Source organism: Lysobacter korlensis, assembly GCF_042434515.1.
In genome coordinates, this window is the sequence record NZ_JBHLTG010000004.1 from 40,920 (window position 1) to 64,431 (window position 23,512).

Annotated in this window: 17 protein-coding genes; 9 read left to right on the forward strand and 8 right to left on the reverse strand. The window is 68.3% G+C overall.

What is annotated here, in order from left to right; all coding sequences use genetic code 11:
* Positions 1-190: 190 nt before the first annotated feature.
* Together ACFFGH_RS16740 and ACFFGH_RS16745 are read left to right on the forward strand one after the other, a co-directional pair.
* The gene (locus tag ACFFGH_RS16740) at positions 191-991 is read left to right on the forward strand and encodes a sulfite exporter TauE/SafE family protein (RefSeq protein ID WP_386670349.1); all 801 of its coding nucleotides are present in this window, start codon (positions 191-193) and stop codon (positions 989-991) included.
* A gap of 127 nt (positions 992-1,118) precedes the next feature.
* On the forward strand, positions 1,119-4,055 hold the full coding sequence (locus ACFFGH_RS16745; protein ID WP_386671254.1) for a TonB-dependent receptor: 2,937 nt from the start codon (positions 1,119-1,121) through the stop codon (positions 4,053-4,055).
* Between the two features lie 102 nt (positions 4,056-4,157).
* Here the strand turns inward: ACFFGH_RS16745 and ACFFGH_RS16750 are convergent, their stop codons facing one another.
* From ACFFGH_RS16750 to ACFFGH_RS16765, 4 genes are all read right to left on the reverse strand, one after another.
* Positions 4,158-4,916 (reverse strand): endonuclease/exonuclease/phosphatase family protein, encoded by a 759-nt coding sequence (locus tag ACFFGH_RS16750; protein ID WP_386670350.1) that lies wholly within the window; start codon positions 4,914-4,916, stop codon positions 4,158-4,160.
* 20 nt (positions 4,917-4,936) lie between these two features.
* Positions 4,937-5,812 (reverse strand): thiol:disulfide interchange protein DsbA/DsbL, encoded by an 876-nt coding sequence (locus tag ACFFGH_RS16755; protein WP_386670352.1) that lies wholly within the window; start codon positions 5,810-5,812, stop codon positions 4,937-4,939.
* Between the two features lie 136 nt (positions 5,813-5,948).
* Positions 5,949-6,602, reverse strand: a complete 654-nt coding sequence (locus tag ACFFGH_RS16760; protein WP_386670354.1) for a thiol:disulfide interchange protein DsbA/DsbL — start codon at positions 6,600-6,602, stop codon at positions 5,949-5,951.
* Positions 6,603-6,735: 133 nt separating this feature from the next.
* On the reverse strand, positions 6,736-7,644 hold the full coding sequence (locus ACFFGH_RS16765) for a c-type cytochrome (RefSeq protein ID WP_386670355.1): 909 nt from the start codon (positions 7,642-7,644) through the stop codon (positions 6,736-6,738).
* A gap of 239 nt (positions 7,645-7,883) precedes the next feature.
* Between ACFFGH_RS16765 and yihA the strand changes: the two genes are divergently transcribed.
* Entirely contained in the window at positions 7,884-8,489 is a 606-nt protein-coding gene (yihA, locus tag ACFFGH_RS16770; RefSeq protein WP_386670357.1) for a ribosome biogenesis GTP-binding protein YihA/YsxC, read from the forward strand.
* A 164-nt stretch (positions 8,490-8,653) separates the two neighbouring features.
* On the opposite strand, the gene ACFFGH_RS16775 is transcribed toward yihA, so the two are convergent.
* The 3 genes from ACFFGH_RS16775 to ACFFGH_RS16785 all read right to left on the reverse strand — a co-directional run bounded on the left by ACFFGH_RS16775 (position 8,654) and on the right by ACFFGH_RS16785 (position 10,691).
* Entirely contained in the window at positions 8,654-9,193 is a 540-nt protein-coding gene (locus ACFFGH_RS16775) for a DUF924 family protein (protein WP_386670359.1), read from the reverse strand.
* Complete coding sequence (locus ACFFGH_RS16780; protein ID WP_386670360.1) at positions 9,190-9,819, reverse strand: lysozyme inhibitor LprI family protein; 630 nt, start codon at positions 9,817-9,819, stop codon at positions 9,190-9,192. Before ACFFGH_RS16780 ends, ACFFGH_RS16775 begins: the two co-directional genes overlap by 4 nt.
* A 95-nt stretch (positions 9,820-9,914) precedes the next feature.
* Positions 9,915-10,691, reverse strand: coding sequence for an AMP nucleosidase (locus ACFFGH_RS16785; RefSeq protein ID WP_386670361.1), 777 nt, complete (start codon positions 10,689-10,691; stop codon positions 9,915-9,917).
* Between the two features lie 223 nt (positions 10,692-10,914).
* On the opposite strand from ACFFGH_RS16785, the gene ACFFGH_RS16790 reads away from it, so the two are divergent.
* The 6 genes from ACFFGH_RS16790 to ACFFGH_RS16815 all read left to right on the forward strand — a co-directional run bounded on the left by ACFFGH_RS16790 (position 10,915) and on the right by ACFFGH_RS16815 (position 19,926).
* The gene (locus tag ACFFGH_RS16790) at positions 10,915-12,366 is read left to right on the forward strand and encodes an amidohydrolase (RefSeq protein WP_386670363.1); all 1,452 of its coding nucleotides are present in this window, start codon (positions 10,915-10,917) and stop codon (positions 12,364-12,366) included.
* Complete coding sequence (locus ACFFGH_RS16795; RefSeq protein ID WP_386670365.1) at positions 12,363-13,697, forward strand: amidohydrolase family protein; 1,335 nt, start codon at positions 12,363-12,365, stop codon at positions 13,695-13,697. The genes ACFFGH_RS16790 and ACFFGH_RS16795 overlap by 4 nt, the downstream gene beginning before the upstream one ends.
* A gap of 217 nt (positions 13,698-13,914) precedes the next feature.
* Positions 13,915-14,631, forward strand: coding sequence for a hypothetical protein (locus ACFFGH_RS16800; RefSeq protein WP_386670367.1), 717 nt, complete (start codon positions 13,915-13,917; stop codon positions 14,629-14,631).
* Positions 14,632-14,685: 54 nt separating this feature from the next.
* Complete coding sequence (locus ACFFGH_RS16805; protein ID WP_386671256.1) at positions 14,686-15,081, forward strand: DUF1761 domain-containing protein; 396 nt, start codon at positions 14,686-14,688, stop codon at positions 15,079-15,081.
* A gap of 274 nt (positions 15,082-15,355) precedes the next feature.
* Entirely contained in the window at positions 15,356-16,303 is a 948-nt protein-coding gene (locus ACFFGH_RS16810) for a DegV family protein (protein ID WP_386670369.1), read from the forward strand.
* Positions 16,304-16,452: 149 nt separating this feature from the next.
* Positions 16,453-19,926, forward strand: a complete 3,474-nt coding sequence (locus ACFFGH_RS16815) for an amidohydrolase family protein (RefSeq protein ID WP_386670371.1) — start codon at positions 16,453-16,455, stop codon at positions 19,924-19,926.
* 162 nt (positions 19,927-20,088) lie between these two features.
* Here the strand turns inward: ACFFGH_RS16815 and ACFFGH_RS16820 are convergent, their stop codons facing one another.
* Positions 20,089-23,295: a hybrid sensor histidine kinase/response regulator gene (locus ACFFGH_RS16820; RefSeq protein ID WP_386670372.1), complete on the reverse strand. Its 3,207-nt coding sequence runs from the start codon at positions 23,293-23,295 to the stop codon at positions 20,089-20,091.
* Between the last annotated feature and the right edge of the window lie 217 nt (positions 23,296-23,512).

Here is a 23,512-nt window from a genome sequence, read left to right on the forward strand (position 1 = left end):
GCGGTGCACGCGCGGTGCTCTGCGCACACGCGGCGGTGACCACACCCGTGGCGAGCGCCGCGAGTAGGATGGGCTGGAAACGCGAGCGGAAAACAGGGCGGACACGCATTCGCCGACTATAGCCAGCCGCGATGAACAGACCATGTGATGAGCGCGTGCACAGCGCCTTTGCGAACGACCGGAGATACGCGTGCTCGGTGAACTGGTGATCTATCTCGCGCTCGGCGCGGTGGCCGGCGTGCTGGCCGGTCTGCTCGGCGTTGGCGGTGGACTGGTGCTCGTGGCGGCGCTCGCGTGGCTGCTGCCATCGATGGGCGTGCCGGTCGAAGCGGCGATGCATGCCGCGCTGGCCAGTTCGCTTGCGAGCATCGTGATGACGGCTGCCGCATCGGCGCGTGCGCATGCCCGGCGCGGCAGCGTGCTGTGGCCCGTGGTCGCATGGATGGTGCCGGGCCTGCTGCTTGGCGGCTGGCTCGGCAGTGGCGTGGCGGTGCGGATCGACGGCGAGGTGCTGCGCTACTTCGTGGCCGGCTACTGCGTGATCGCCGCCGCGCAGCTCACGTTCTCACGCCCTCGCGCTCCGGACGGCGGGCCTGGCCCGGTGCCGCGCGGCCCGGCGATGACCGCGGCCGGCACCGGCATCGGGGCGGTGTCGGCGATAGTCGGCATCGGCGGCGGCAGCATGACCGTGCCGCTGCTCATCTGGCGCGGCGTCGCGCCCGTGCGCGCGGTCGGCACCTCATCGGCGTGTGGGGTCGCGATCGGGCTTGCGAGCGCGATGGGTTACGCGGCACACGCGCCGGCCGGTGCGTTGCCCGAGCATGCGATCGGCTATGTCTACCTGCCCGCTGCGATCGGCGTGGCACTGGCGTCGGTGCTGGCCGCGCCCTACGGCACGCAGTTGGCACACCGGCTCAGCGGTCCCGTACTCAAGCGTGTGTTTGCGGGCTTCCTGCTTGCGGTCGCGATTGCGCTGATTGCCGGCAGTTGACGCAACTGCGGTTGAAGGGGCTTCTGGCGCTTGTGGTCGGTTAAGGGATTGTTTACAACCGCATGACGCCGTGGTCGGGGGATGCGGCGCTGGCCCTGTTTGGCATTTCTTACGGAGAGAGAGATTGATGAACGTGTTGCGCCGCACCACCCTGGCGAAAGCCGTCCAGCTGTCCCTGTTGCTCAGCCTGCCGGGGCTCGCCGCCGCGCAGGACACGGCAGCGCCCGCCACCGGTGATTCACCGACCACGCTCGACCGCGTTCAGGTCACCGGCACTCGCATCAAGCGCGCTGACATCGAAAGCCAGACGCCGGTGCAGACGCTGACGCGTGAGGACATCGAGCGTACGGGCCTGACCTCGATTGGCGAGATCGTGCAGGAGCTCACGGGCTCGGGCTCGGCGCTGAACGCGAAGTTCAACTCGTCCGGCAACTTCGGCTTTTCGCCGAACGGTGATGGCATCGGCGCCGGCTCGGCGCAGGTCGACCTGCGCAATCTCGGCTCCAAGCGCGTGCTCGTGCTCGTTGACGGCATGCGCTGGGTCAACGAGTCGTCGGCTTCGGGCGTTGGCGCCTCGACCGACCTCAACACGATCCCGCTCGCGCTCGTCGAGCGCATCGAGGTGCTCGAGGACGGTGCGTCGTCGCTGTACGGCTCCGACGCGATCGCGGGCGTAGTCAACATCATCACCCGCCGTGATTTCGAAGGCGGCCAGGTCACGCTGAACTACGGCGAGTACGGCGAAGGCGACGGCACGCTCAAGGGCGTGGACTTCGCCTGGGGCATGAGCACCGAGCGCAGCAACCTGTTCCTCGGCATGAGCTACGTCGACCAGGAGCCGGTGTTCTCGCGTGACCGCGAACAGTCCGCGTTCCCGAAGCCGGGCACCGGGTTGACCGGTGGCAGCTCGGCCACGCCGAACGGCCGTTTCATCTTCTTCCCGGGTACGCCGAGCAGCGTGTGTCCGCTGACCGACGTCGACGGCAACCCGGCCACGCCGCCGGTGGCGTTCTGCAATATCACCACGCCGAACGGCAGCAGCTTCCCGAACGGCGTCGCGTATCCGGGGAACTTCATCCCGTTCACGACCGCGAACCGCTTCAACTTCGCGCAGTTCAACCTGCTGCTGACGCCGTCCGAGCGCGCCGGCATCTTCGGCCAGTACCGCTTCCACGTCAGCGATTCGATGAGCGCGTACGCCAAGGCACTCGTCAATCGCCGCGAGTCGGTCAACCAGGCCGCTCCGGAGCCGATCTTCCTCGGCCCCGACGCCGGCACCGGCAACCCGTTCGCCGACAACATCACGATCTCGCGGCTCAACCCGTTCAACCCGTTCGGCATCGACCTGATTTCCAGCGGTCCGGGCGCGAACCTCGTGCTCGTCGGGCGGCGCCCGGTTGAAGGCGGCCCGCGCATCTTCGAGCAGAAGGTCGATACGCAGTACTTCGGCACCGGACTCGAGGGCACGCTCGACATCGGCGAGCGCTCGTACATCTGGGACGTCAACGCCGCATTCAGCCGCAACGAGGCCGAGCAGACCAACTTCGGCAGCTACAACATCCGCAACATCAACATCGCGCTCGGCGATCCGGCGGTCTGCGCCGCGACGCCGGGCTGCACGCCGCTGAACATCTTCGGCGGCCCCGGCACGATCACGCCGGCAATGCTCGCCTTCATCCAGCCGATCGTGCGCGATCGCAGCGAGCAGAAGCTCACCCAGTTCACCGCGAACATCTCCGGCGACCTGTTCAACATGTGGGCGGGCCCGCTGTCGTTCGCAACCGGTCTTGAGCACCGCAGCTACGAGGGCTTCTACCAGCCCGATCCGATCACGGTCGCGGGCTTCTACAACGGCGTGCCGTCACTGCCGACGTCCGGCGAGTACGACGTCAACGAAGCCTATGTCGAGTTCAACGTGCCGCTGGTGCGTGACGGCTTCCTCGGCAAGAGTCTCGATTTGAGCCTGGCCGGTCGCTACTCGGATTACTCGACGTTCGGTGGCCAGTTCACGCCGAAGTTCGGCCTGCGCTGGCAGGTGGCGGATGAGCTGCTGCTGCGTGCGACGTTTGCTGAAGGCTTCCGTGCGCCGTCCATCGGTGAGCTCTACGGCTCGGACAGCCGCGCCGACCTCGAGCTCAATGACCCCTGCCTGATCGGCCTGGACCTCGCGGCCCCCACCGGCAATCCGGCCAACTGCGCCGCGCTCGGCGTTCCTGCCGGCGCGATCCAGACGAACGCGCAGATTTCCGTTACCACCGGCGGCAATCCGAATCTCGAACCCGAAACTGCACGCAGTTTCACCGCCGGTGTCGTCTTCAGCCCGAACTTCCTCAACGGCACCAGCTGGTCGGACCGGATGGACTTCGAGGTCACCTATTACCGCCACGTGATCGACGGCGCGGTGCAGGCGATCGACGCGCAGACCCAGCTCGACCTCTGCGTCCAGACGCTTGATCCGCTGTACTGCAACGGCATCTCGCGCTCGTCGGTGGGCAGCATCAACGGGTTCAACAACCGCCTGACTAACCTCGGTTCGATCAGGACCGCGGGTTGGGACGTCGATGCGTTCTGGACGCTGCCAGAGACCGGCATGGGCCGCTTCAAGGTCACCTGGCAGAACACGTTCGTGACCGAGTACGAGGCCGTGGGCGCGGCCGGCCAGGTGCAACCGCGTGCGGTCGGCGTCGAGGTCAACGACAGCGCGATCCCGGAGTGGACCTCGAACGCATCGCTGGACTGGAAGCTCGGCAATTTCAACGCAGCCTGGTCGGTACGCCACATCTCCGAGCTCGAGGAGCAGTGCGTCCAGTTCACGATCAACTTCCCGGTCTGTGACAACCGCGCCGCTGGCACCAACACGCTCGAAGCCACGACCTACCACGACGTGCAGGTCGGTTACCAGTTCGACATGTACAAGGGGCTGCAGCTGACGGCAGGCGTCAACAACCTGTTCGACACCGATCCGCCGATCTGCCTGTCGTGCTCGCTCAACGGGTATGACGCGTCGACCTACGACATCCCGGGCGGGCGCTTCTTCTACATGCGCGCGAACCTGCGGTTCTGATCTAGGCAATTCGTTGTAATCAGGAACGGCCGGCGAGCAATCGCCGGCCGTTTTTTTATGGGCCGGGCGTAGCGTTTAGCCGCGTGCCCAGCCCAGCTCAGCTCAGCGCAGCGCCGCCTCGGGCACGTCGAGCTGCAGCGACAGCGCCAGATGGTCGGACTGCGCCGCAGCCAGCGCGCGCGGCTCGGCGCAGCGCAGGCCGTCGGCGACCAGGATGTGGTCGATCGCGCGCAGCGGGCGCCAGCTGGGAAACGTGGGCACATTGCAGCTCGGCGGCTGCAGGCGCGTGGCCCGGAACAGCGCGCCCATTTCGGGCGCTTCGACGCCGCAGTTGAAATCGCCCATCAGCACGGCGTGGCGGTGGCCGCTCAGCAGCTCGGCGATGAACGACAGTTGCGAAAGGCGCGAGCCCGCGCCGAGCGACAGGTGGGCAATCGCGACCAGCAGCGCCTCGGGCGCCTCACCGAAACGGGCGAGCAGTACGCCACGGCCTTTCACGCGCCCCGGAAGGGCGTAATGCACGACCTCGTGCGGCTCGAGCTTGCTGAGCAGGCCGTTCGCGCTCGAGGCGACGCCACCGACGCGGCGGTTCGGCTGGTGGGTCCAGTAATCGAAACCGCCGCGCTGGGCGAGGTAATGCGTCTGGTTCGTGAACCCCGACCGCAGACTGCCGGGGTCGGCCTCGTTGAGGCCGACAATGTCGTGCTGGCTCGCAAGTCGCGCGATCAGGTCGAGGCTGCCGCGCTTGTTGCCGGCCGGCAGCACGTGCGACCAGCTGCGCGAGACGTAATCGCTATACCCGCGCGTGCTCGAGCCGGCCTGGATGTTTGCGCTCAGTACGCGAAGGGCGCGCGTCTCCATGCCGCGGCCGGGGCCGTGCCTCAGCCGTTCGTCGCAGGCGCGGCCGCAGCGTCGGCGGGCGCTGCCGTCGATGCGGCACGTTCGCGCGCGATCAGATGCTCGGCAATGCGCAGCTGATCCTCATGCGTCTTGCCACCGATCACGCGGTACTTGCCGTTGACGATCAGCGACGGCGTGCTTTCGACACCGCTGCGTTGCATCCACTGCTGGGCGCGCTTGAGCTTGGCGTCGGTCGCGAAGCTCGCCATCGTGCTCGCGAACTGCTGCGGGTCGGCACCGTGCTTGGCATACCACTGCGCAAGCTGCTCGTCGCTCGGCACCGCCGGCGGCGGCGGCAGGCTGCGCTCGATGTGGATCGCGCGGAACATCGCGTCATGCGTCTTGTCGAGCAGGCCCATCGTCTGCGCGGTGTAGAACGCCTTTGCGTACGGCACCCAGAAGCCGCCGAACGGCGCCGCGACGGGGGTGAACTTCACGTCCGCCGGCAGCTTCGCCTTCCAGGCATCGGCCACGGTCTCGAACGTCGCGCAGTGCGGGCAGGTGTAGCCGAACACTTCGGCGACCTCGATCTTGCCGGTGCCCGGCTCGAACGGCTGGCCGCCGGGGATCTCCACGTAATCGGTGCCGGCGACCGGCTCAGGTCCGGTTGGCGGCACCATCGGGCCCGCGGCCACGGCCGGTGCGGCCGCTGCGTTCGCATCGACAGCGGGCGTCGCAGCAGGCGCGCTCGGCGCGGCGGCCGTCGTGGCCGGTGCGGCGGCAGGCGCTACGGGAGCCGAGGCGGTCTCCGTCTCGCCGCAGGCCGACAGCGCAAGCGCGGCAGCGAGAGCGGCAGTGACGCGCACGCCAGAGGAACGGAAGGCGGAATTGAACGAAGGGGCCGGACGCAGGGTCATCGATTCGATCTCCACAAGCACTTGGGGCGCAGGCAGCCTGCGCATGGCGAGGGCGGGCGCCCTGGGAGCCGTGGCGACAGCATAGCCACGGCCGGTTTGAACGAAGAGTGTAGGGGCGGAGCGACGACCGCCGCGCTCAGCGAGCTTGGCGCTCGCGGGCGATCAGGTGTTCGGCGATGCGGAGCATGTCCTCGTAGCTCGAACCGCGCACGCGGTACTTGCCGTCGACGACGAGCGCCGGCGTGCCCTCGACGCCGCTGCGTTCGATGAACTCACGCGCGCGCTCGAGCTGTGCATCGACGGCCGGGCTCGCATATGCGGCCGTGAATCGGGCGGCCGGCACGCCGAGTCCGGCATAGAACGCGGCAAGCTCGTCCGCGGTCGGATTGCGGGGCAGCTCGCCCGCATCGTGCAGGGCGCGGAACACGCGCGGATGACTGTGCGCGGTCACCCCGAGCGCCTCACCGGCGAAGTAGGCGCGCGCGTACGGGATCCACGGACCACCGAACGGTGCGGGCACCGGCGTCACCTTCACGTCGGCGGGGAGCTTGGCCTTCCATGCCGCGAGCATCGGCTCGAACTTCGCGCAGGCGGGGCAGGTATAGCCGAACACCTCGGCGACTTCGACCTTGCCCGCGACCGGTGCGAACGGCTTGCCGCCTTTGATCAGTTCGTAGTCCGTGCCCGCCACTGGTACCGGGCCCCGCGGCGCGAGCGATTTGCCGGCAGCAAGCGAGATCGAGGGCAGAAGCAGGGCGGCCAGCAGCAGCGACACAAGGCGTCCGGTCATCGAAGCGTTCTCGGATAAGCCGCGAGCGCGGCGCGGAAAGAAAAAACGCCGACCGTGAGAGACGGTCGGCGTGGGATAAAACCAAGAGTCACAACAAGGAGTACCGGCTTTGACCGGGCCTTGTCGAAAAAGTTCAGGAGCCCGTGGTCGGCGTCGCCGGCGCTGGTTGCGCGGCCGGGGCAGCCGCCCCGCCGGCCGCAGGGGCGGCGGCCGGAGCCGGCGCTGCAGCAGGGGCCGGAGCCGCAGCGGGCGCTGCCGTAGCGGCCGGAGCGGCCATCGCTGCGACCACGTCGTGCCTGCGCGGGTGCAGGCCCTGCAGGTAGCTGGCGAGCGAGCCGATTTCCTCATCGGTCAGGTCGCGGGCGACGGTGGCCATGACGTGGAACAGCGGACGGTCGTTCTGCTCGGTGCCGGCGCGGTATTCCTCGAGGCGGCGCTGCGCGTAGGACGCCATCTGGCCAGCGACGGCCGGGTACGGCGGGCCCGGATTGCCGAGCCCGGCCGGGCCGTGGCAGGCCAAGCAGGCCGGGATGCCGCGTGCCGGGTCGCCCGACATGTAGAGACGCTCGCCGATCTCGTAGAACTTCTTGCCCGAGTTCGGGCCGTCCGCGATCACGGTGTCGTCGGCGATGCCGGCGCCCGGGGTCTGGGTCTGGAAATACGCGCCCAGGTCGCGCATCTGCTGCGCGGTCAACGGCTTGGCGAACGGCTTCATGACCTCGGCCATGCCGCTGTTGCGCTCGTCGTACTTGAACAGATGCAGCTGCTGCGCGATGTAGCGCTCGGGCTGGCCGGCGATGCGCGGGTACTGCGGATCGGTCGGATTGCCGTCGAGGCCATGGCACGCGGCGCAGGCGCCGGCCAGGGTCGCGCCGTTCTTCGCGTCGCCCCATTCCGCCTTCTCGGGCACGTTGGTGTCGAGCGGGGCGGCCTGCACCGGCGCGTTGTCCGGCAGGGCGCTCACGGTGGTCTGGGCGTAGGCGACAGCGGCGACCGTGATCACGGCGGCGCCGATCAGGCCCAGGACGCGGACTTGGCTCATCAGGGAAGAACTCCGGGACTGCGAGATGGCGTGCGTGCGCGACGCGCGCCGGAACCGCGGAATTATCGTCGCGCCTCGCAGGCCGGTCAACGCAACGCGACCTTACGGGATGGCGGCGTTCACGGCGGCGGGCTCGGGGCGGGGCGGCGACCACGGCGGGCGACTGCGCCCGGCCGCTTGCTGCGGCCACACGGCCTGGCAGTTCGCGCCGCCTGCCGGCCCCATGCGATCCTTGCGGGATGTCGAATCCTCTGGCTCGCGCCCAATACCTGCTCGCCGCTCACAATGCGCGCCAGCTTCCTCCCGACGGCGGCTTCGAGGTCGCGTTCGCGGGCCGCTCGAATGCCGGCAAGTCGACCGCTCTCAATGCGATCTGCCAGCAGAACGCGCTCGCCCGCGTGTCCAAGACTCCGGGGCGCACGCAGCAACTGGTGTATTTCGAGATTCCGCCGACCACCGACCGTTTCCTCGTCGACCTGCCGGGCTATGGCTACGCGAAGGTGCCCAAGGACCTGCAGGCGCATTGGCAGGCGTTCCTCGACGAGTACTTCCGCACGCGTGAAGCGCTCAAGGGGCTGGTCGTGGTGATGGACATCCGCCATCCGCTCAAGGATTACGACCGGCAGATGCTGGATTACGCGGTCAGCCGTGACCTGCCGGCGCACGCGATCCTGACCAAGGCCGACAAGCTCGGGCGCGGCCAGCAAACGCAGACGCTGCTCGCGGTGCGCAAGGACCTGGCCGCCTCGTATGGCGACACGGTCAGCGTGCAGGTGTTTTCGGGCGAGTCGAGGCAGGGCCTGGACGAGGCCCGCGACGTCATAGGCCGCTGGCTCGAGCTGTAGTCGAGGGTCGCGCTTTCCGGACTCGCCGCCCTGGCAGTGCGAGGGCGGCCGTGGCGCTTCCGCGTCCGGCCGGCCTTGCCCCGTAGCTGCCCGCGCATCTACCGCACGACCATCGCAGGCAGGTGGTGCTGAAGTAATCGGTGCGCCGTGGAAGGCGCCTTGCGTCAGCCGGCAAACCCGCCCGAATCCAGGAACGCCTGCTCCTCCGGCGTCGTTACCCGACCGAGCGCGGCGTTGCGATGCGGAAAGCGGCCGAAGCGTTCGATGATGTCCAGGTGCAGCCGGGCCCATCGATCGGCATCGGGGCCCTCGAGGCGCGCGTGCAGTTCGAGCGAGCGGCGCTGGTCGGCGAGCGACTCGGAATGTTCGAACGGCAGGTAGAAGAACACCCGCAGCGCCGGGTCCACCTGCGCATCGAAACCGGCCTCGACCGCACGGTCCGCATGAGCGCGTGCCAGCCCGTCGGTTGCGTAGGCATGCGCGCTCTCGCGGTAGACGTTGCGCGGGATCTGGTCGAGCAGCAGCACGAGCGCGAGCGCGCCTGTCGCCGAATCCGCCCAGTCCGCGAACTCGCCACGCGACGCGCGCAGGTGATCGTCCAGGAACAGCGCCTCGCAGCGCGCATCGAACGCGTCGCTGCGCGTGAACCAGCAGTCGGGGCCGGCCTGCTGCCAGAAATCGACGATTCGTTGCGCGGCTGTCATCGCTGCCTCCGGGAATACTCCATCCGCATCGCGCGCGGTGCGCTGTCGCTGCGGGCCCACTCGGCTTCGTCGTCGCCGAGCTGCGTTTCCAGTTCGGTGATCCAGGCGGCGGTGACGCTCTCAAGCGTTACCGCATGGATCAGCGGACGGATCAGCCCGCCCGAATAGCAGTGTGCAACGAAGCGTGCATGGCGCTCGCGAAAGGTGAGCCAGGCCGCATGGGCATCGTCGAATGCGGCCAGATCCTCGCCGTCGAGCTGGCGGCGCAGGTGCACGACGAGCGCGCCGAGGCGCGCATCCATGACCGCGAATGCCGCACGTGCCTGCTGGTTCATGTCGTCGCGGCTGGGCGCGTCGTGCGCGGAGTGGCGGGCCACTTCCTCCGCCTGCGTGACATACGTGTCGGCAATGCGTACCGCGGTTTCGGCCTTGCCGATCAGCCGGGTCTCGAGCTGGCGAAGGTCTTCGACGCTCGTGTGCGTGCCTTCGAGCCCCTGCTTGAGCGCGAGCAGCTTCGTGCCGCGTTCGATGGCCTCGCTGGTGCCGCGCCGCTCGAGTCGCCGCTGGATCAGGTGCCAGGTCCAGGTCAGTACGGCGCCGAGCAGCAGGTAGATCGCCTGTTCCATGTGCGTCCTCCCGTAAGGTCAACAGTGTGACCGGGGGAGGTCTCAGCGGACGCGACGTTGCCGAACGCCGCAGGAATGCAGGCGCTGCGCAGGCGCTATTCGTCGAAGCGCAGGTGGCGCACCGACTTGCCGTGGCGGCGGATCAACCGCAGCGCCTCGATGCCGACCTGGATGTGGCGGTCGACGAACTCGCTGCTCACGCGCGCATCCGACGCCTCGGTCTTCACGCCCTCGGGGATCATCGGCTGGTCGGACACCAGCAGCAGTGCGCCGACCGGGATCCGGTTCGCGAAGCCGGCCGCGAAGATCGTCGCGGTCTCCATGTCGATCGCCATGCAGCGCAGCCGGCGCAGGTATTCCTTGAACGCGTCGTCGTGTTCCCAGACCCGGCGGTTCGTCGTGTAGACCGTGCCGGTCCAGTAGTCGTGGCCGAGGTCTCGGATCATCGTCGACACCGCGCGCTGAAGTGCGAACGCGGGCAGCGCCGGCACTTCGGCCGGCATGTAGTCATTGCTCGTGCCTTCCCCGCGGATCGCCGCGATCGGCAGCACCAGATCGCCGAGCTGGTTCTTGCGCTTGAGCCCGCCGCACTTGCCGAGAAACAGCACCGCTTTCGGGTCGATCGCGCTGAGCAGGTCCATCACCGTGGCCGCGTTTGGGCTGCCCATGCCGAAGTTGATCAGCGTGATGCCACCGGAGGTCACGCTGGGCATCGGCCGGTCGAGGCCGACGATCTCGCCACCGGTCAGGCGCGCGAACGTCTGCAGATAGCCGCCGAAGTTCGTCAGCAGGATGTGCTGGCCGAACTGGTCGAGCGGTACGCCCGTATAGCGTGGCAGCCAGTTCGCGACGATCTGCGGCTTGTCCTTCATCGGTATGCGGGCACTCGGTCGGGAGAGTCAGGAGTAAACCAGATTCGCCACGGTTGCCGGAACCCGTACCCCGCCGCGGCGGCGTACGTTGCCCGATCTGCCCGTTTGCCGGCCGCGCTGGGGTTTCGCGTGTTCAGGCGGCGCCTGCACGCCTACGCGGGCTTGGCGCGAACGCATGCGCCCGCTACGGTGCAGGGGTTCCGTTGCTTCCTCCAGGTATCCCATGCTTCGACCGATCTGCGCGGCGCTGACCGCCGCGCTGCTGTGTGCACCGGCGTTCGCCGCCGACCCTGCGCCGGCCAAGCCCGCGCGTGGCGCGCGCTTCATTGCCGATCCGTATCCGAGCACCTACCGGCCGATCGCGTCGGCGCCGGTGCTACTGACCGGCGCGACCGTGCTGACCGGCACCGGTACGCGCTTGGACAACGCCGACGTGCTGATGCAGGACGGCCGCATCGTGGCGGTCGGGCAGGGCATCGATGCCCCCGCCGATGCCGTGCGCATCGATGCGAAGGGCAAGTGGGTGACGCCGGGCCTGATCGACGTGCATTCGCACCTGGGTGTCTATCCGAGCCCCGGCGTGCAGGCGCACAGCGACGGCAACGAGGCGACGTCGCCGACCACGCCGAACGTCTGGGCGGAGCACTCGGTCTGGCCGCAGGATCCGGGCTTTGCGACCGCGCTCGCCGGTGGCGTCACCTCGATGCAGATCCTGCCGGGCTCGGCGAACCTGATCGGCGGCCGCGGCGTCACGCTCAAGAACGTGCCGGCGACGACCTACCAGGCGATGAAATTCCCGGGCGCGCCCTGGGGCGTGAAGATGGCCTGCGGCGAGAACCCCAAGCGCGTCTACGGCGGCAAGGGCGGCCCGGGCACGCGCATGGCGAACGTGGCCGGTTACCGCGCGGCATTCATCGATGCCAGCGAATACCTGCGCAAGAACACGCCGAAGGCCGACGAGCCGACCAAGCGTCGCTGGTGGCAGAGCGAGAGCAGCGAGAAGGCCGACAGCGAGAAGGACACCGGCGGCAAGCGTGACCTCAAGCTCGACACGCTGGCCGGTGCGATCAACGGCGACATCATGGTGCACATCCACTGCTACCGCGCGGATGAAATGACCACGATGCTCGACCTCGCCAAGGAGTTCGGCTTCAAGGTTGCCGCGTTCCACCACGGTGTCGAGGCGTACAAGCTCGCCGACCGCCTGGCGCAGGACGGCGTCTGCGGCGCGCTGTGGGCCGACTGGTGGGGCTTCAAGATGGAAGCGTTTGACGGAATCCAGGAGAACATCGCGCTCGTCGATCGCCCGGCGAACGGCTGCGCGATTGTGCATTCGGACTCCGAAGAAGGCATCCAGCGCCTGAACCAGGAAGCGGCGAAGGTCATCGCGAACGCCAAGCGCGCCGGCATGGACATCGCGCCCGAGCGCGCGATCCGCTGGGTGACCAGCAACGCGGCGAAGTCGCTCGGCGTGCTCGATAAGACCGGCACGCTGGAGCCCGGCAAGATGGCCGACGTCGTGCTCTGGAACGGCGACCCGTTCAGCGTCTACACGAAGGCCGAGCAGGTCTACGTAGACGGTGCGCGCGTGTTCGACCGCAATGATCCGTCGCGCCAGCCGAAGTCGGACTTCATGCTCGGCCATGGCGCCGCTGCAACCGGAGGTGTGCAATGAGCCGCCGTGACATCCGCACGCCGCGCGTGCGCAAGAGCGCGGTGCTGATCGCCGGGGCGCTCGCGACCGCCGCATTCGGTGCGAATGCGCAGAACCTGCTGATCCGCAATGCGACCGTGCACACCGCCGGTGCGCAGGGCACGCTGCAGAACGCGGACGTGCTGGTCGAAGGCGGCAAGATCCGCGCCGTCGGCACCGGCCTCAAGGCGCCCGCGGGCGTGCAGACGATCGATGCGCAGGGCCGCCCGGTGACCCCGGCGTTGTTCGGCGGCATCACCGAGATCGGCCTGGAAGAGGTTTCCGGTGAGAAGGCGACGGTCGACGAGACGCTCACCTTGGGCGCGCACGCGAAGGAAATGACCGTGCGTCCGGAGTTCGACGTCACGCTCGCCTACAACCCCGATTCGGTGCTGGTGCCGGTGACGCGCGTGGAAGGCATCGGCTGGACGCTGCTCGGCGCGGGCGCCGCGCAGGGCGGCTCGATCGTGGCCGGCCAGGGCGGCGTGGTGCGACTGGACGGCAGCCTGGATCCGGTCGGCAAGCGCGCATTGTTCGTGCAGCTCGGCTCGGATGCGGCGGAACTGACCGGCAGCTCGCGCGCCGCGCAGTGGATGATCCTCGACCAGCTGGTCGACGAAGTGAATGGCCGCATCCCGGTCGGCTCGCATGTCGCGCTGCTGACGCCGGCCGGCCGCGACACGCTCAAGCGCTATCTCGACGGCGGCGGTCGCGTGTTCGTCGACATCGATCGCGCATCCGACATCCGCCAGCTGCTGCGCTGGGCGGCCAAGCGCGACGTCAAGGTCGCCATCGTCGGCGGCGCCGAAGCGTGGAAGCTCGCGCCGGAGATCGCCAAGGCGAAGATCCCGGTGTTCGTCGACCCGCTCGCGAACCTGCCATCGAGCTTCGACGAGATCGGCGCGAGCCTGGACAACGCCGCGAAGCTGCGTGCGGCCGGCGTGCCGGTCAGTTTCAGCCAGAGCGGTGATGGCTCGCACAACGCGCGCAAGGTGCGCCAGCTGGCCGGCAACGCGGTCGCGAACGGCCTGCCGTGGGAAGACGGCCTCAAGGGCCTGACGTCGGTCCCGGCCGAAGCGCTCGGCGTAGCGGGCGAACTGGGCAGCATCGCGCCCGGCCAGCGCGCGGACCTGGTGCTGTGGACCGGTGATCCGCTCGAGGTCAGCGCGATCGCCGCGCAGGTCTGGCTTGATGGCAAGGCGATCCCGATGCGCAGCCGCCAGACCGAACTGCGCGATCGCTACCTGCGCACGCTGGTACCGGCCGAGCAGGGCGGCCTGCCGCGCGCGTATCCCGGTGGCGACGTGCGCTGAGCTGATGCGCTGACCGCAGTAAGGGCCCGGCAGCGCTGAACATGCTGCCGGGCTTTTTTATGCCCGGTGCTGCTTGCGTCGAGCACGTGGCCGCCGGGCGTGCGGTCGGCGTTGCGATGCATCCGGAGCCTGCGCGGCCGCGCTCGAGCCCGGGCTGCCGCGACCCGATGCCGCGCGTATGCTGCGCCGGTGCCGGCCCATGCCGGCGGAGACGACGATGACAGGCGGATTCGTACTGGCCGGCGTGCTCGGCGCTGCGTTCGCGTTGCAACCGCCGGGCACGTTCCACGGTGGCGAGCCGGTCGCGCGCGATGGCGAGCGCTGGCTCGCGCTGCACGTGTCCGCGGACGATGCCGCGCTCATCGAGACGACGCTTGAGGTGCGCGCGGTCGAGGATGCCTTGCTTGATGCACCGGGCGAGCGCAGCGGGCGCGAAGTCGCTTCGCGGCTCGAGGAGTCGGGCATCGTGACCTACCTGCGCGGCCCCGGCCTGCACGCCGGCCCCGTCGTGCAGGCGCAGCGTTCAACGGACACGACCGACCAGGCAGGTGCGCCGCCGACGACGACGCTCACGCTGCTCGCGCGGCACTACCGGATCGAGCGGCGCTGCGGGCCGGCCCGCACCGCGCAGGCCGATGACCCCGAGCAGCTGCTGTGCCGCTTCGTCCTGGGCGACGGCCGCACCGAGCAGGTGCTGTTCGAGGCGCCGGCTTACCTCGAGCCGCAGGGCGAAGGCGGCGCGCCGGTGATCGTCAGCGATGCGACGGCCGAGGTGCTGTTCGCCGGCGACCTCGATCGTGACGGCCGGCTCGACCTGATCCTCGACGCGACCGACCACTACAACGTCTCGCGCCCCACGCTGTTGCTCTCGACGCAGGCGCAGCGCGGGCAGATCGTCGGCCAGGCCGCGCAGTACGAATCGGTCGGCTGCTGACCGTCACGGTACGATCTGCGCCCTTTTAGTCCGCCGGGAGTCTCTGCCGTGTCCATGCCGCCGAACGATCTCAACTGGCTGGGGATAGTGCTGGCCGCGGTGTCGGCGTTCGCGCTCGGTTGGCTCTGGTACGGGGCGCTGTTCAAGCGCGCCCGGTGCCGCGAGGCCGGCACCGACCTGGACACGAAGGCGGCGCATCCGGGGCTGAGGCTCGTCTTCGCGTTCCTGGGCAGCTTCCTCGCTGCGCTGATGTTCGAGATATTCCTCGGCTCGAAAGCGACGGCGGCGAACGGCTTCGGCGCGGGCTTCGTCGTGGGCGTGTTCTTCGTCACGACGAGCTTCGGCATCAACTACGCGTTCTCCCAGCGCAGCCTCAGGCTCTGGATGGTCGACAGCGGTTACCACGTCACGCAGTTCTGCCTGTACGGATTGATCCTCGGCGCGCTCTGAACGGGTCGTCGCGGGCCGGCGGGCAGATGTCCCAGGCCGCCAGCGGCGCGCGCGCCCCGGATGTGGCGGTTGTCACATTCCTCGAAGGGCAATGCATCGGCTTGAGCCTTGTGGCGCATCCGGCCATCGGCGGCTCGCGTAACGTGGAGATGCACCCCATCCGCAAGCGTCGAACGTACGCAACCGTTTGGTAAGCAAGAACTTTTAAGGCTCAAGCATCGCGATGCTCCGCCGTTAATTGCGTTACATCTGCCGTTACAGGGGACGGCCCTTCATGCGCATTGGAATTGTTGTCGACTCGGCATGTGACCTGCCGGTCGACTATCTGCAACAACACAACGTCACGATCCTGCCGATCACGGTGCGGATCGGCGAAGCCGTGCTCGCCGACCAGCGAAACGAGGAAGCAACGCTCGAGTTTCTGAAGGCCCACGTCGCCGAACACGGCCACGAGGCCGAGACGATGCCGTTCACGGTGCAGCAGATCCAGGACCTGTTTCTGCAGCGCCTGGTCATCGACTACGACTACGTGTTCTGCATGACGATTGCGCGTACGCGCAGTCCGATCTACGACAACGCGACGCAGGCGAGCTTCGCGATCCTCAACGACTACAAGCCGGTGCGTACCGCGGCCGGCATCACGACGCCGTTCGCACTGCGCGTGATCGATACCCAGAGCCTGTTCTCGGGCCAGGCGATCACCGCGGTCGAGGCCGTGCGGATGCGGGCGGCCGGCGAAGGCCCGCCGAAGATCCGCGCACGGCTCGAGCAGGTCGCGCTGAACACGCGCGCCTACATGGTGCCGCGCGACCTGTACTACATCCGTGCGCGCGCCCGGAAGAAGGGCGACCGCAGCGTCAGCCTGTTCAGCGCCGCGCTCGGCAGTGCACTCGACATCAAGCCGGTGCTGCATTGCCACCGCGGTGAAACCGCGCCGGTCGCGAAGATCAAGGGCTTCGACCCGGCGGTGCAGAAGCTGCTTCGCTTCACCGCAAATCGCGTGCGTGCGGGCCAGCTCATGACCCCGGCCGTGGCGCTGAGCTACGGCGGCGAACTCAACGAAATGCGTGCGCTGCCCGGGTATGGCGATCTCGTCGATACCTGCCGCGCGAGCAACGTCGAGCTGTTCGAGACGGTGATGAGCCTGACCGGCATGGTCAACGTCGGCAAGGGCGCGCTCGCGGTCGGTTTCGCCTCCGAAGCCGGCGGTTTCGACGACTGATGGATCGCCGGCACGGCACGTGGCCGTGACCGGTTGACGCAATCGGGCGATCGATGCGCCCGATCACGCGGAACACGACGTTCGGCCTAGACGCGGGATGGATCGCTCGCGCTAGGCTGCGGGTCCGTTTGCCCGCGTGACCGAATCCGATGCCGACCCGCACCCTGCTCGCCCTTGCGCTCGCCAGCGCGCTCACCGTCCACCTTGGCGCCGCGTCCGCGCAGCAGCCGGCCCCGCAGCCCGCGCCCCAGCCGGTCCCGCAGGACAAGGCCGAGGCCGACCGCGATCCCGTCCAGCTCGAACAGGACGCGCTCGACCCGGTTGCGAACGATCCCGCCAAGGCGCCGCTGCAGACCGCGAAAGGCCAGCGCAAGCCCGGCGACGCCGAGGCCGAGGCGAAGTGGGACGTCAACGCCGCGCACGGCCCGACCAAGACCGTGCGTTTCGAAACCAGCGAAGGCACGTGGATGGATGTCGACGTCTCGCCCGACGGGCGCGAGGTCGCGTTCTCGTTGCTCGGTGACCTCTACCGCATGCCGATCGGCGGCGGCCGCGCGACGCGCGTGACGTCGGGCCCGGCCTGGGACGTGCAGCCGCGCTTCTCGCCGGACGGCAAGGAGCTCGCGTTCACCTCCGACCGCGGTGGCGGCAACAACCTCTGGCGCGTGCCAGTGCAGGGCCTCAACGCCGACGGCAGCAACGCCACCCAGGTCACCAAGGAAGACTTCCGCCTGCTCAACAACCCGGCGTGGACGCCGGACGGGCAGTTCCTGATCGGCCGCAAGCACTTCACCGGCGAGCGCTCGCTCGGCGCGGGCGAGCTGTGGTTGTACCACGTCGCCGGCGGCGCGGGCCTGCAGCTGACCAAGCAGAAGAACGACCAGCAGGACCTGGGCGAACCGGCGGTCTCGCCGGACGGCCGTTACGTGTATTTCTCTGAGGACGTCAGCGAAGGCCCGACGTTCCAGTACAACAAGAACCCGCACGGGCTGATCTACGCGATCAAGCGCCTCGACCGTCAGACCGGCAAGACCGAGACGATCATCGCCACGCCCGGTGGCGCGGTGCGCCCGCAGCCGTCGCCGGACGGCAAGTCGCTCGCGTTCGTGAAGCGCGTGCGCGACAAGTCGGTGCTGCACGTGATGGATCTGGCCAGCGGCAACGTGCGCCCGGTCTGGGACGGCCTCAGCCACGACCAGCAGGAGGCGTGGGCGATCTTCGGCCCGTACGCGAACTTCGACTGGACGCCGGATTCGAAGTCGGTCGTGGTCTGGGCGCAGGGCAAGCTCTGGCGCGTCGACATGGCCAAGGGCACGCCGAGCGAGATCCCGTTCACCGCATCGGTCGAGCAGACCGTGACCGCGCCGCTGCGCTTCGAGCAGAAGCTCGATGAAGGCACGTTCGCGCCGAAGATGATCCGCGACGTTGCCACCAGCAGCGACGGCAAGACGCTGGTCTTCCACGCGGTCGGCCAGCTGTGGCGCAAGGCGTTGCCGAATGGCACGCCGCAGCGCCTGACCGGCAACGACAACGTCTACGAATACCAGCCCAGCTTCAGTCCCGACGGGCGCAAGCTGCTGTACACGACCTGGTCCGATGCCGGCATGGGCGCGATCTACGTGCGCGATGCGTCGGGCGGCGGCACCGGCAAGCGCCTCACGCAGGAAAAGGGCTTCTATTACGGGCCGAAGTTTTCGCCCGACGGGCGCCGCATCGTCTACGCCAAGACCGGCGGTGGTGGCCTGACCGGATCGCTGTGGTCGAAGGACCGCGGCATCTACGTAATGGGCGCCGACGGCGGAACGCCGGTGCGCGTGGCCGACGAAGGCGAGTCGCCGCAGTTCAATGCCGACGGAACGCGCGTGTATTACCTCACCGGTGGCGGCCTGAAGAAGAAGCTGATGTCGGTCGGCCTGCATGGCGAACAGCCGCGCGAAGTGTTCGACCTCAAGTACGTCGACACTGTGACGCTGTCGCCGGACGGCAAGTGGGTCGCGTTCACCGAGCTGTTCAATGCCTACGTAGCGCCGCTGGTCGAAACCGGCAAGGCGGTCGAACTCGGCAAGGACAGCAAGGCGCTGCCGGTCAAGCAGGTCAGCGGCGATGTCGGCAGCTACCTGCACTGGGCGGCCGATTCGAAGTCGCTGCACTGGATGGTCGGCGACCGTTACCACTCGCGTGATCTGAACCAGAGCTTCGCGTTCCTGCCGGGTGCGCCGAGCGAGCTGCCCAAGCCCACGCACGAGGGCGGCATCTCGGTCGGCCTGACGATCGCAGTCGATGCGCCGAAGGAGCTTGTTGCCTTCACGAACGCACGTATCGTGACGATGCGCGATGCGGAAAACACGCAGGAAGTGATCGAGAGCGGCACGATCGTCGTGCGTGGCGACACGATCGAAGCGGTCGGCGCGAACGTACAGGTGCCGAACGGTGCACGCGTGATCGACGCGAAGGGCAAGACGATCCTGCCGGGCTACGTCGATGCGCATGCGCACGCGGCTCACTTCGGCCAGGGCGTGGTGCCGCAGCAGAACTGGGCGTACTACTCCAACCTCGCATTCGGCATCACCACGATGCACGACCCGTCGGCGTCGACCGAGTTCGTGTTCTCGGAAAGCGAGCTGCAGAAGGCCGGCAAGATGGTCGGCCCGCGCGTGCTGTCGACCGGCACGATCCTCTACGGCGCCGATGGCGACTTCAAGGCCGTGGTCAATTCGCTCGAAGATGCACGCAGCCACCTGCGCCGCATGAAGGCGCACGGCGCGTTCTCGGTCAAGAGCTACAACCAGCCGCGCCGCGACCAGCGCCAGCAGATCGACCAGGCCGCGCGTGAGCTAGGCATGCTCGTGGTGGAGGAGGGCGGTTCGACCTTCCACCACAACATGACGATGATCCTCGACGGCGCGACCGGCATCGAGCACAACATCCCGATCGCGCCGCTGTACGGCGACGTCATCAACCTGTGGTCGCAGACCGACGTGCGCAACACGCCGACGCTCGTGGTGAGCTACGGCGGGCTGTCGGGCGAGTACTGGTGGTATGCGCGCGACAACGTGTGGGAAGACAAGAAGCTCAACCGCTTCTTCCCGCGCGAGACGCTCGAAGCGCGTGCGATCCGCCGCGAGACCGCGCCGGAGTGGGATTACCACCACATCGAAGTCGCCAAGGCGGCCAAGAAGCTGCGCGATGCGGGCGTCAAGATCCAGGTCGGTGGCCACGGCCAGGTGCAGGGCCTCGCGCCGCACTGGGAGACCTGGATGCTCACGCAGGGTGGCTTCAGCAACTTCGAAGCGCTGCGTGCGGCGACGTTCGACGGCGCGGATTACCTGGGGCTATCCAAGCAGATCGGTTCGCTCGAGCCCGGCAAGCAGGCCGACCTCGTCGTGCTCAACGCCAACCCGCTCGATAACATCCAAGCCACGGTCGACACGCGCTACGTGATGGTCGACGGACGCTTGTTCGACGTCGAGGCGGACATGGCCGAAATCGGCCACCGCGGCGAGAAGGCGCCGAACTTCTACTGGCAGCGCCACCGCGACGGCCAGACGTTCGGTCTCGAATACGGCCCGACCGCGGTCTGCCACTGCCCGAAGGGGCACGGCGCGCACACGCATCTGGACTGATGCGGTATCCGGGCGCCGGCCAAGCCGGTGCCCGGGCTTCGGCGCGCGCTGCATGCATGTGCAGCGCGCATCCCGGCTGCCCAATGAACCCCCGCGCCGCCGACCCCGAACTATCCTGCGCCCCGCAGGGCACTGAAGCGTTCGTCGAGCCGATCGCCGGCTTCAGTACGACGGCTGTGGCTGCAAAGCGGGCAGTGATTCAGCCATCAGGCGCAGCAGCAGCCGCACGTCCGCCGGCTTGACGAGGTGATGGTCGAACCCGGCCGCCTGCGAGTGTTCGCGGTCGCTCGACTGCCCGTAACCGGTGAGTGCAACGATCAGCACCGGCCGCCCGGCTGCCGCCTCGCGCAGGCGCATCGCAAGCTCATAGCCGGTGATGTCGGGCAGGCCGATATCGAGCACGAACACGTCGATGTCGGGCGTGTCCGCGGCAAGCGCCAGCGCGTGGGTGCCGGTCGCCGCGACCGAAACACGATGGCCCTCGATGCGCAGTACCTCGGCCAGCACGGTCGCGGCGTCCGCATTGTCGTCCACCAGCAGCACCCGGCGTCCCGGACAGGCATCGGCGGCATCGCCCTTGTCCGGCGCGACCGGTTGCGTCCCGGCCGATGCCAGCGGCAGCACCACGGTGAACGTGCTGCCAAAGCCCGGGCCCTCACTCCAGGCGCGCACTTCGCCGCCGTGCAACCGCACGATGCGCTCGACCAGCGCCAGGCCGATGCCGAGCCCGCCCTGCGAGCGGTCAAGCGTGCGCTCGCCTTGGGTAAACAGGTCGAACACGCTCGGCAGCAGCGACGGCTCGATGCCGATGCCATTGTCGCTGACGGTGATGCGTACCCGGCCGTCGTCGGCCTCGGCGCGCAGGTCGATGCGGCCGCCGGCGGGCGTGTATTTGGCCGCGTTGTTGAGCAGGTTCGCGACCACCTGCACCAGTCGCGTGCGGTCGCCCGCAACCACCAGCGGCATCGGTACGGTCCAGGTGCCGAGTGCATGGCCGCGTGATTCGACCAGCGGCCGGACCTGTTCGACCGCGGCGGCGAGCACCGATTTGAGTTCGACCGGTTGCAGATCCAGCTCGACGATCCCGCGGCTGACGCGCGACACATCGAGCAGGTCGTCGACCAGCTCGGTCATGTGACCGACCTGTCGGGTGATGATTTCGCTCGCGGCCAGCGTGCGTTCGGGATTGCCGGCCGACATGCGCAGCAGTTGCGCGGCGGTACTGATCGGCGCCAGCGGATTACGCAGCTCGTGTGCCAGCATCGCGAGGAATTCATCCTTGCGGCGGTGTTCCAGACGCAGCACTTCCTCGGCCTGGCGCTGGGCGGTGACGTCCGTGTTCGTGCCGAACCACTGCAGCACCCGCCCTTCGGCGTCGCGGATCGGCGCGGCGCGGGAGAGGAACCACCGGTAGCTGCCGTCGCGTCCGCGGATCGGGAACGTGTCTTCCCAGACCTCGCCACGGGCGAAGCTTTGCAGGTAGCTCTCGCTGACGCGAGCGACATGGTCGGGGTGCACGACGCGCGAACCATCGGCCTGCATCTGCTCGAAGGTCGCGCCGGTGTAGTCGTACCAGCGATCGTTGAACCAGACCATCCGGCCGTCTGCATCGGCGATCCAGGCCAGCTGCGGGATGTGGTCGGCCACGGCGCGGAAGCGCTGCTCACTTTCGCGCAGTGCGTCCTGCGCCAGCATCTGTTCGTGGATGTCGGTGCAGGTGCCCATCCAGCGCATGATCCCGCCGTGCTCGTCGCGCACCGGCAGTGCGCGGCCGAGCACCCAACGGTATTCGCCGGAGTGATGCCGCAGGCGGTAGCGGAATTCGTAGGCTTCGCCACTGGCGAGGCAGTGCTGCCACGCCGTCCATGCGCGCTCCCGATCCTGCGGATGCAGCACCCCGTTCCAGGCATCGCCGTCGGTGGCACCCTCGGGGAGGCCGGTGAACGCGTACCACTGGTGGTTGTAATAGTCGTGGTGCCCGTCCGGCAGCGTCGACCACACCATCTGCGGCATCGCATCGGTGATCGTGCGAAAGCGCGCTTCGCTCTCGCGCAGCTGCGCCTGCGTCCGCACCTGGTCGGTGATGTCCATTTCCGCTACGACACCGCCGATCAGCGTGCCGTCTGACGCCAGCACAGGCCGGGACTGCAGCTGCGCCAGCCGGCGTTGGCCGGGCCGGTCGAACGGCTCGAATTCGATCATCGTGTCGGCGACCTGCTCGCCTTGCAGCAGGCGCGCCATCGGCCACTCGTGGGTCTGGATACGCTGCCCGTGGCGCTCGGAGCCGTCCGCCCACCAGGCCTTCCATTGGCCGTACTCGTCGACGCTGTCGGCGCTAGGCACGTCGCCCCAGTTGCGCCGGACCGCGGCATTGGTCAGCACCACCGCACCTTCCACATCGGCGAACAGGATGCCGACCGGCGCGGCATCGAGCACGGCGTCGAGCCGACGCGCATGCGTCTCGGCCATCGAGGCCAGCTCCACTGCGCGCTGCTCGGCGCGCCGGTGCTCGGTGACGTCCGAGCCTTGCACGAAGATTCCGCTGACCTTGCCGTCGGGCTCGATGATCGGCTGCAGCACGAAGTCGGCGCATCGCTCCTCGCGCGCGCCGTCGCCGCGCTGCAGGCGCACGGCCATACGCTGCCCGATGAACGCTTCGCCGCTTTCGTACACGCGATCGAGCAGTTCGAGATAGCCCTGGCTGGCCAGTTCGGGAATCGCCTGGGCCACCGGATGGCCCACGAGTTCGCGGGCGCCCAGCAGGTCGGCAAGCGCACGGTTGGCGAGCTCGAACACATGCAGCGGCCCGCGGGTCACGCCCATGAAGCCCGGCGCCTGCTCGAACAGGCGCTGCAGGCGCTGGGCTTCGTCGCGCCGGTGGCGCGCGGCGAGCACCTTGTCGGTGGTCTCGACCAGCGAGCAGCAGAACCCCTCAACCTCACGCTTAGCGTTGCGGATCGGCGTGTACGAAAAACTGAACCACGCCAGTTCCTCCGCGTCATGGCGCCGGATGGTGAACGGGTGGTCCTCGAAATACAGCGGCTGCCCGGCCATGACCTGTTTGACGAGCGGGTCGACGACCGACCACACCTCGGCCCAGACCTCGGCGAACGGCTCTCCCAGCGCGCTCGGATGCTTCCTGCCCAGCACCGGCAGGTAGGCATCGTTGTAGAGAAACCGCAGCTCCGGGCCCCAGCAGATGAACTTCGGCGTCGGGTCATCCAATGCCAGCTCCATCACCGTCCGCAGCGGCTGCGGCCAATCGGCTGGATCACCCAGTGGGCAATCCGACCAGTCGTGGCGGCAGATGAGCGCGCCCACCTGACTATCGGCAGTGAAGGGCAGGTCGCGGACCGGATCAGGCGTCATGGATGGCAATGCAAAAAGTAGGTGGCGCGCTTACGGGCACTGCCTTCCATGCAGCTGCAAACGGGCGTAGGCGTGGGGTGCTCCGGAGCCGGCGATGGCCGCGGTCGGTCCGTGCGAATCGACCTACGGTACAGCAACACTCGTCAACGTGATGAAGACCGTGTGCACGCCCGGCAGTGCAAGAGCTGCAGAGCCCCGCGTCGAGGATCCAGCGGAA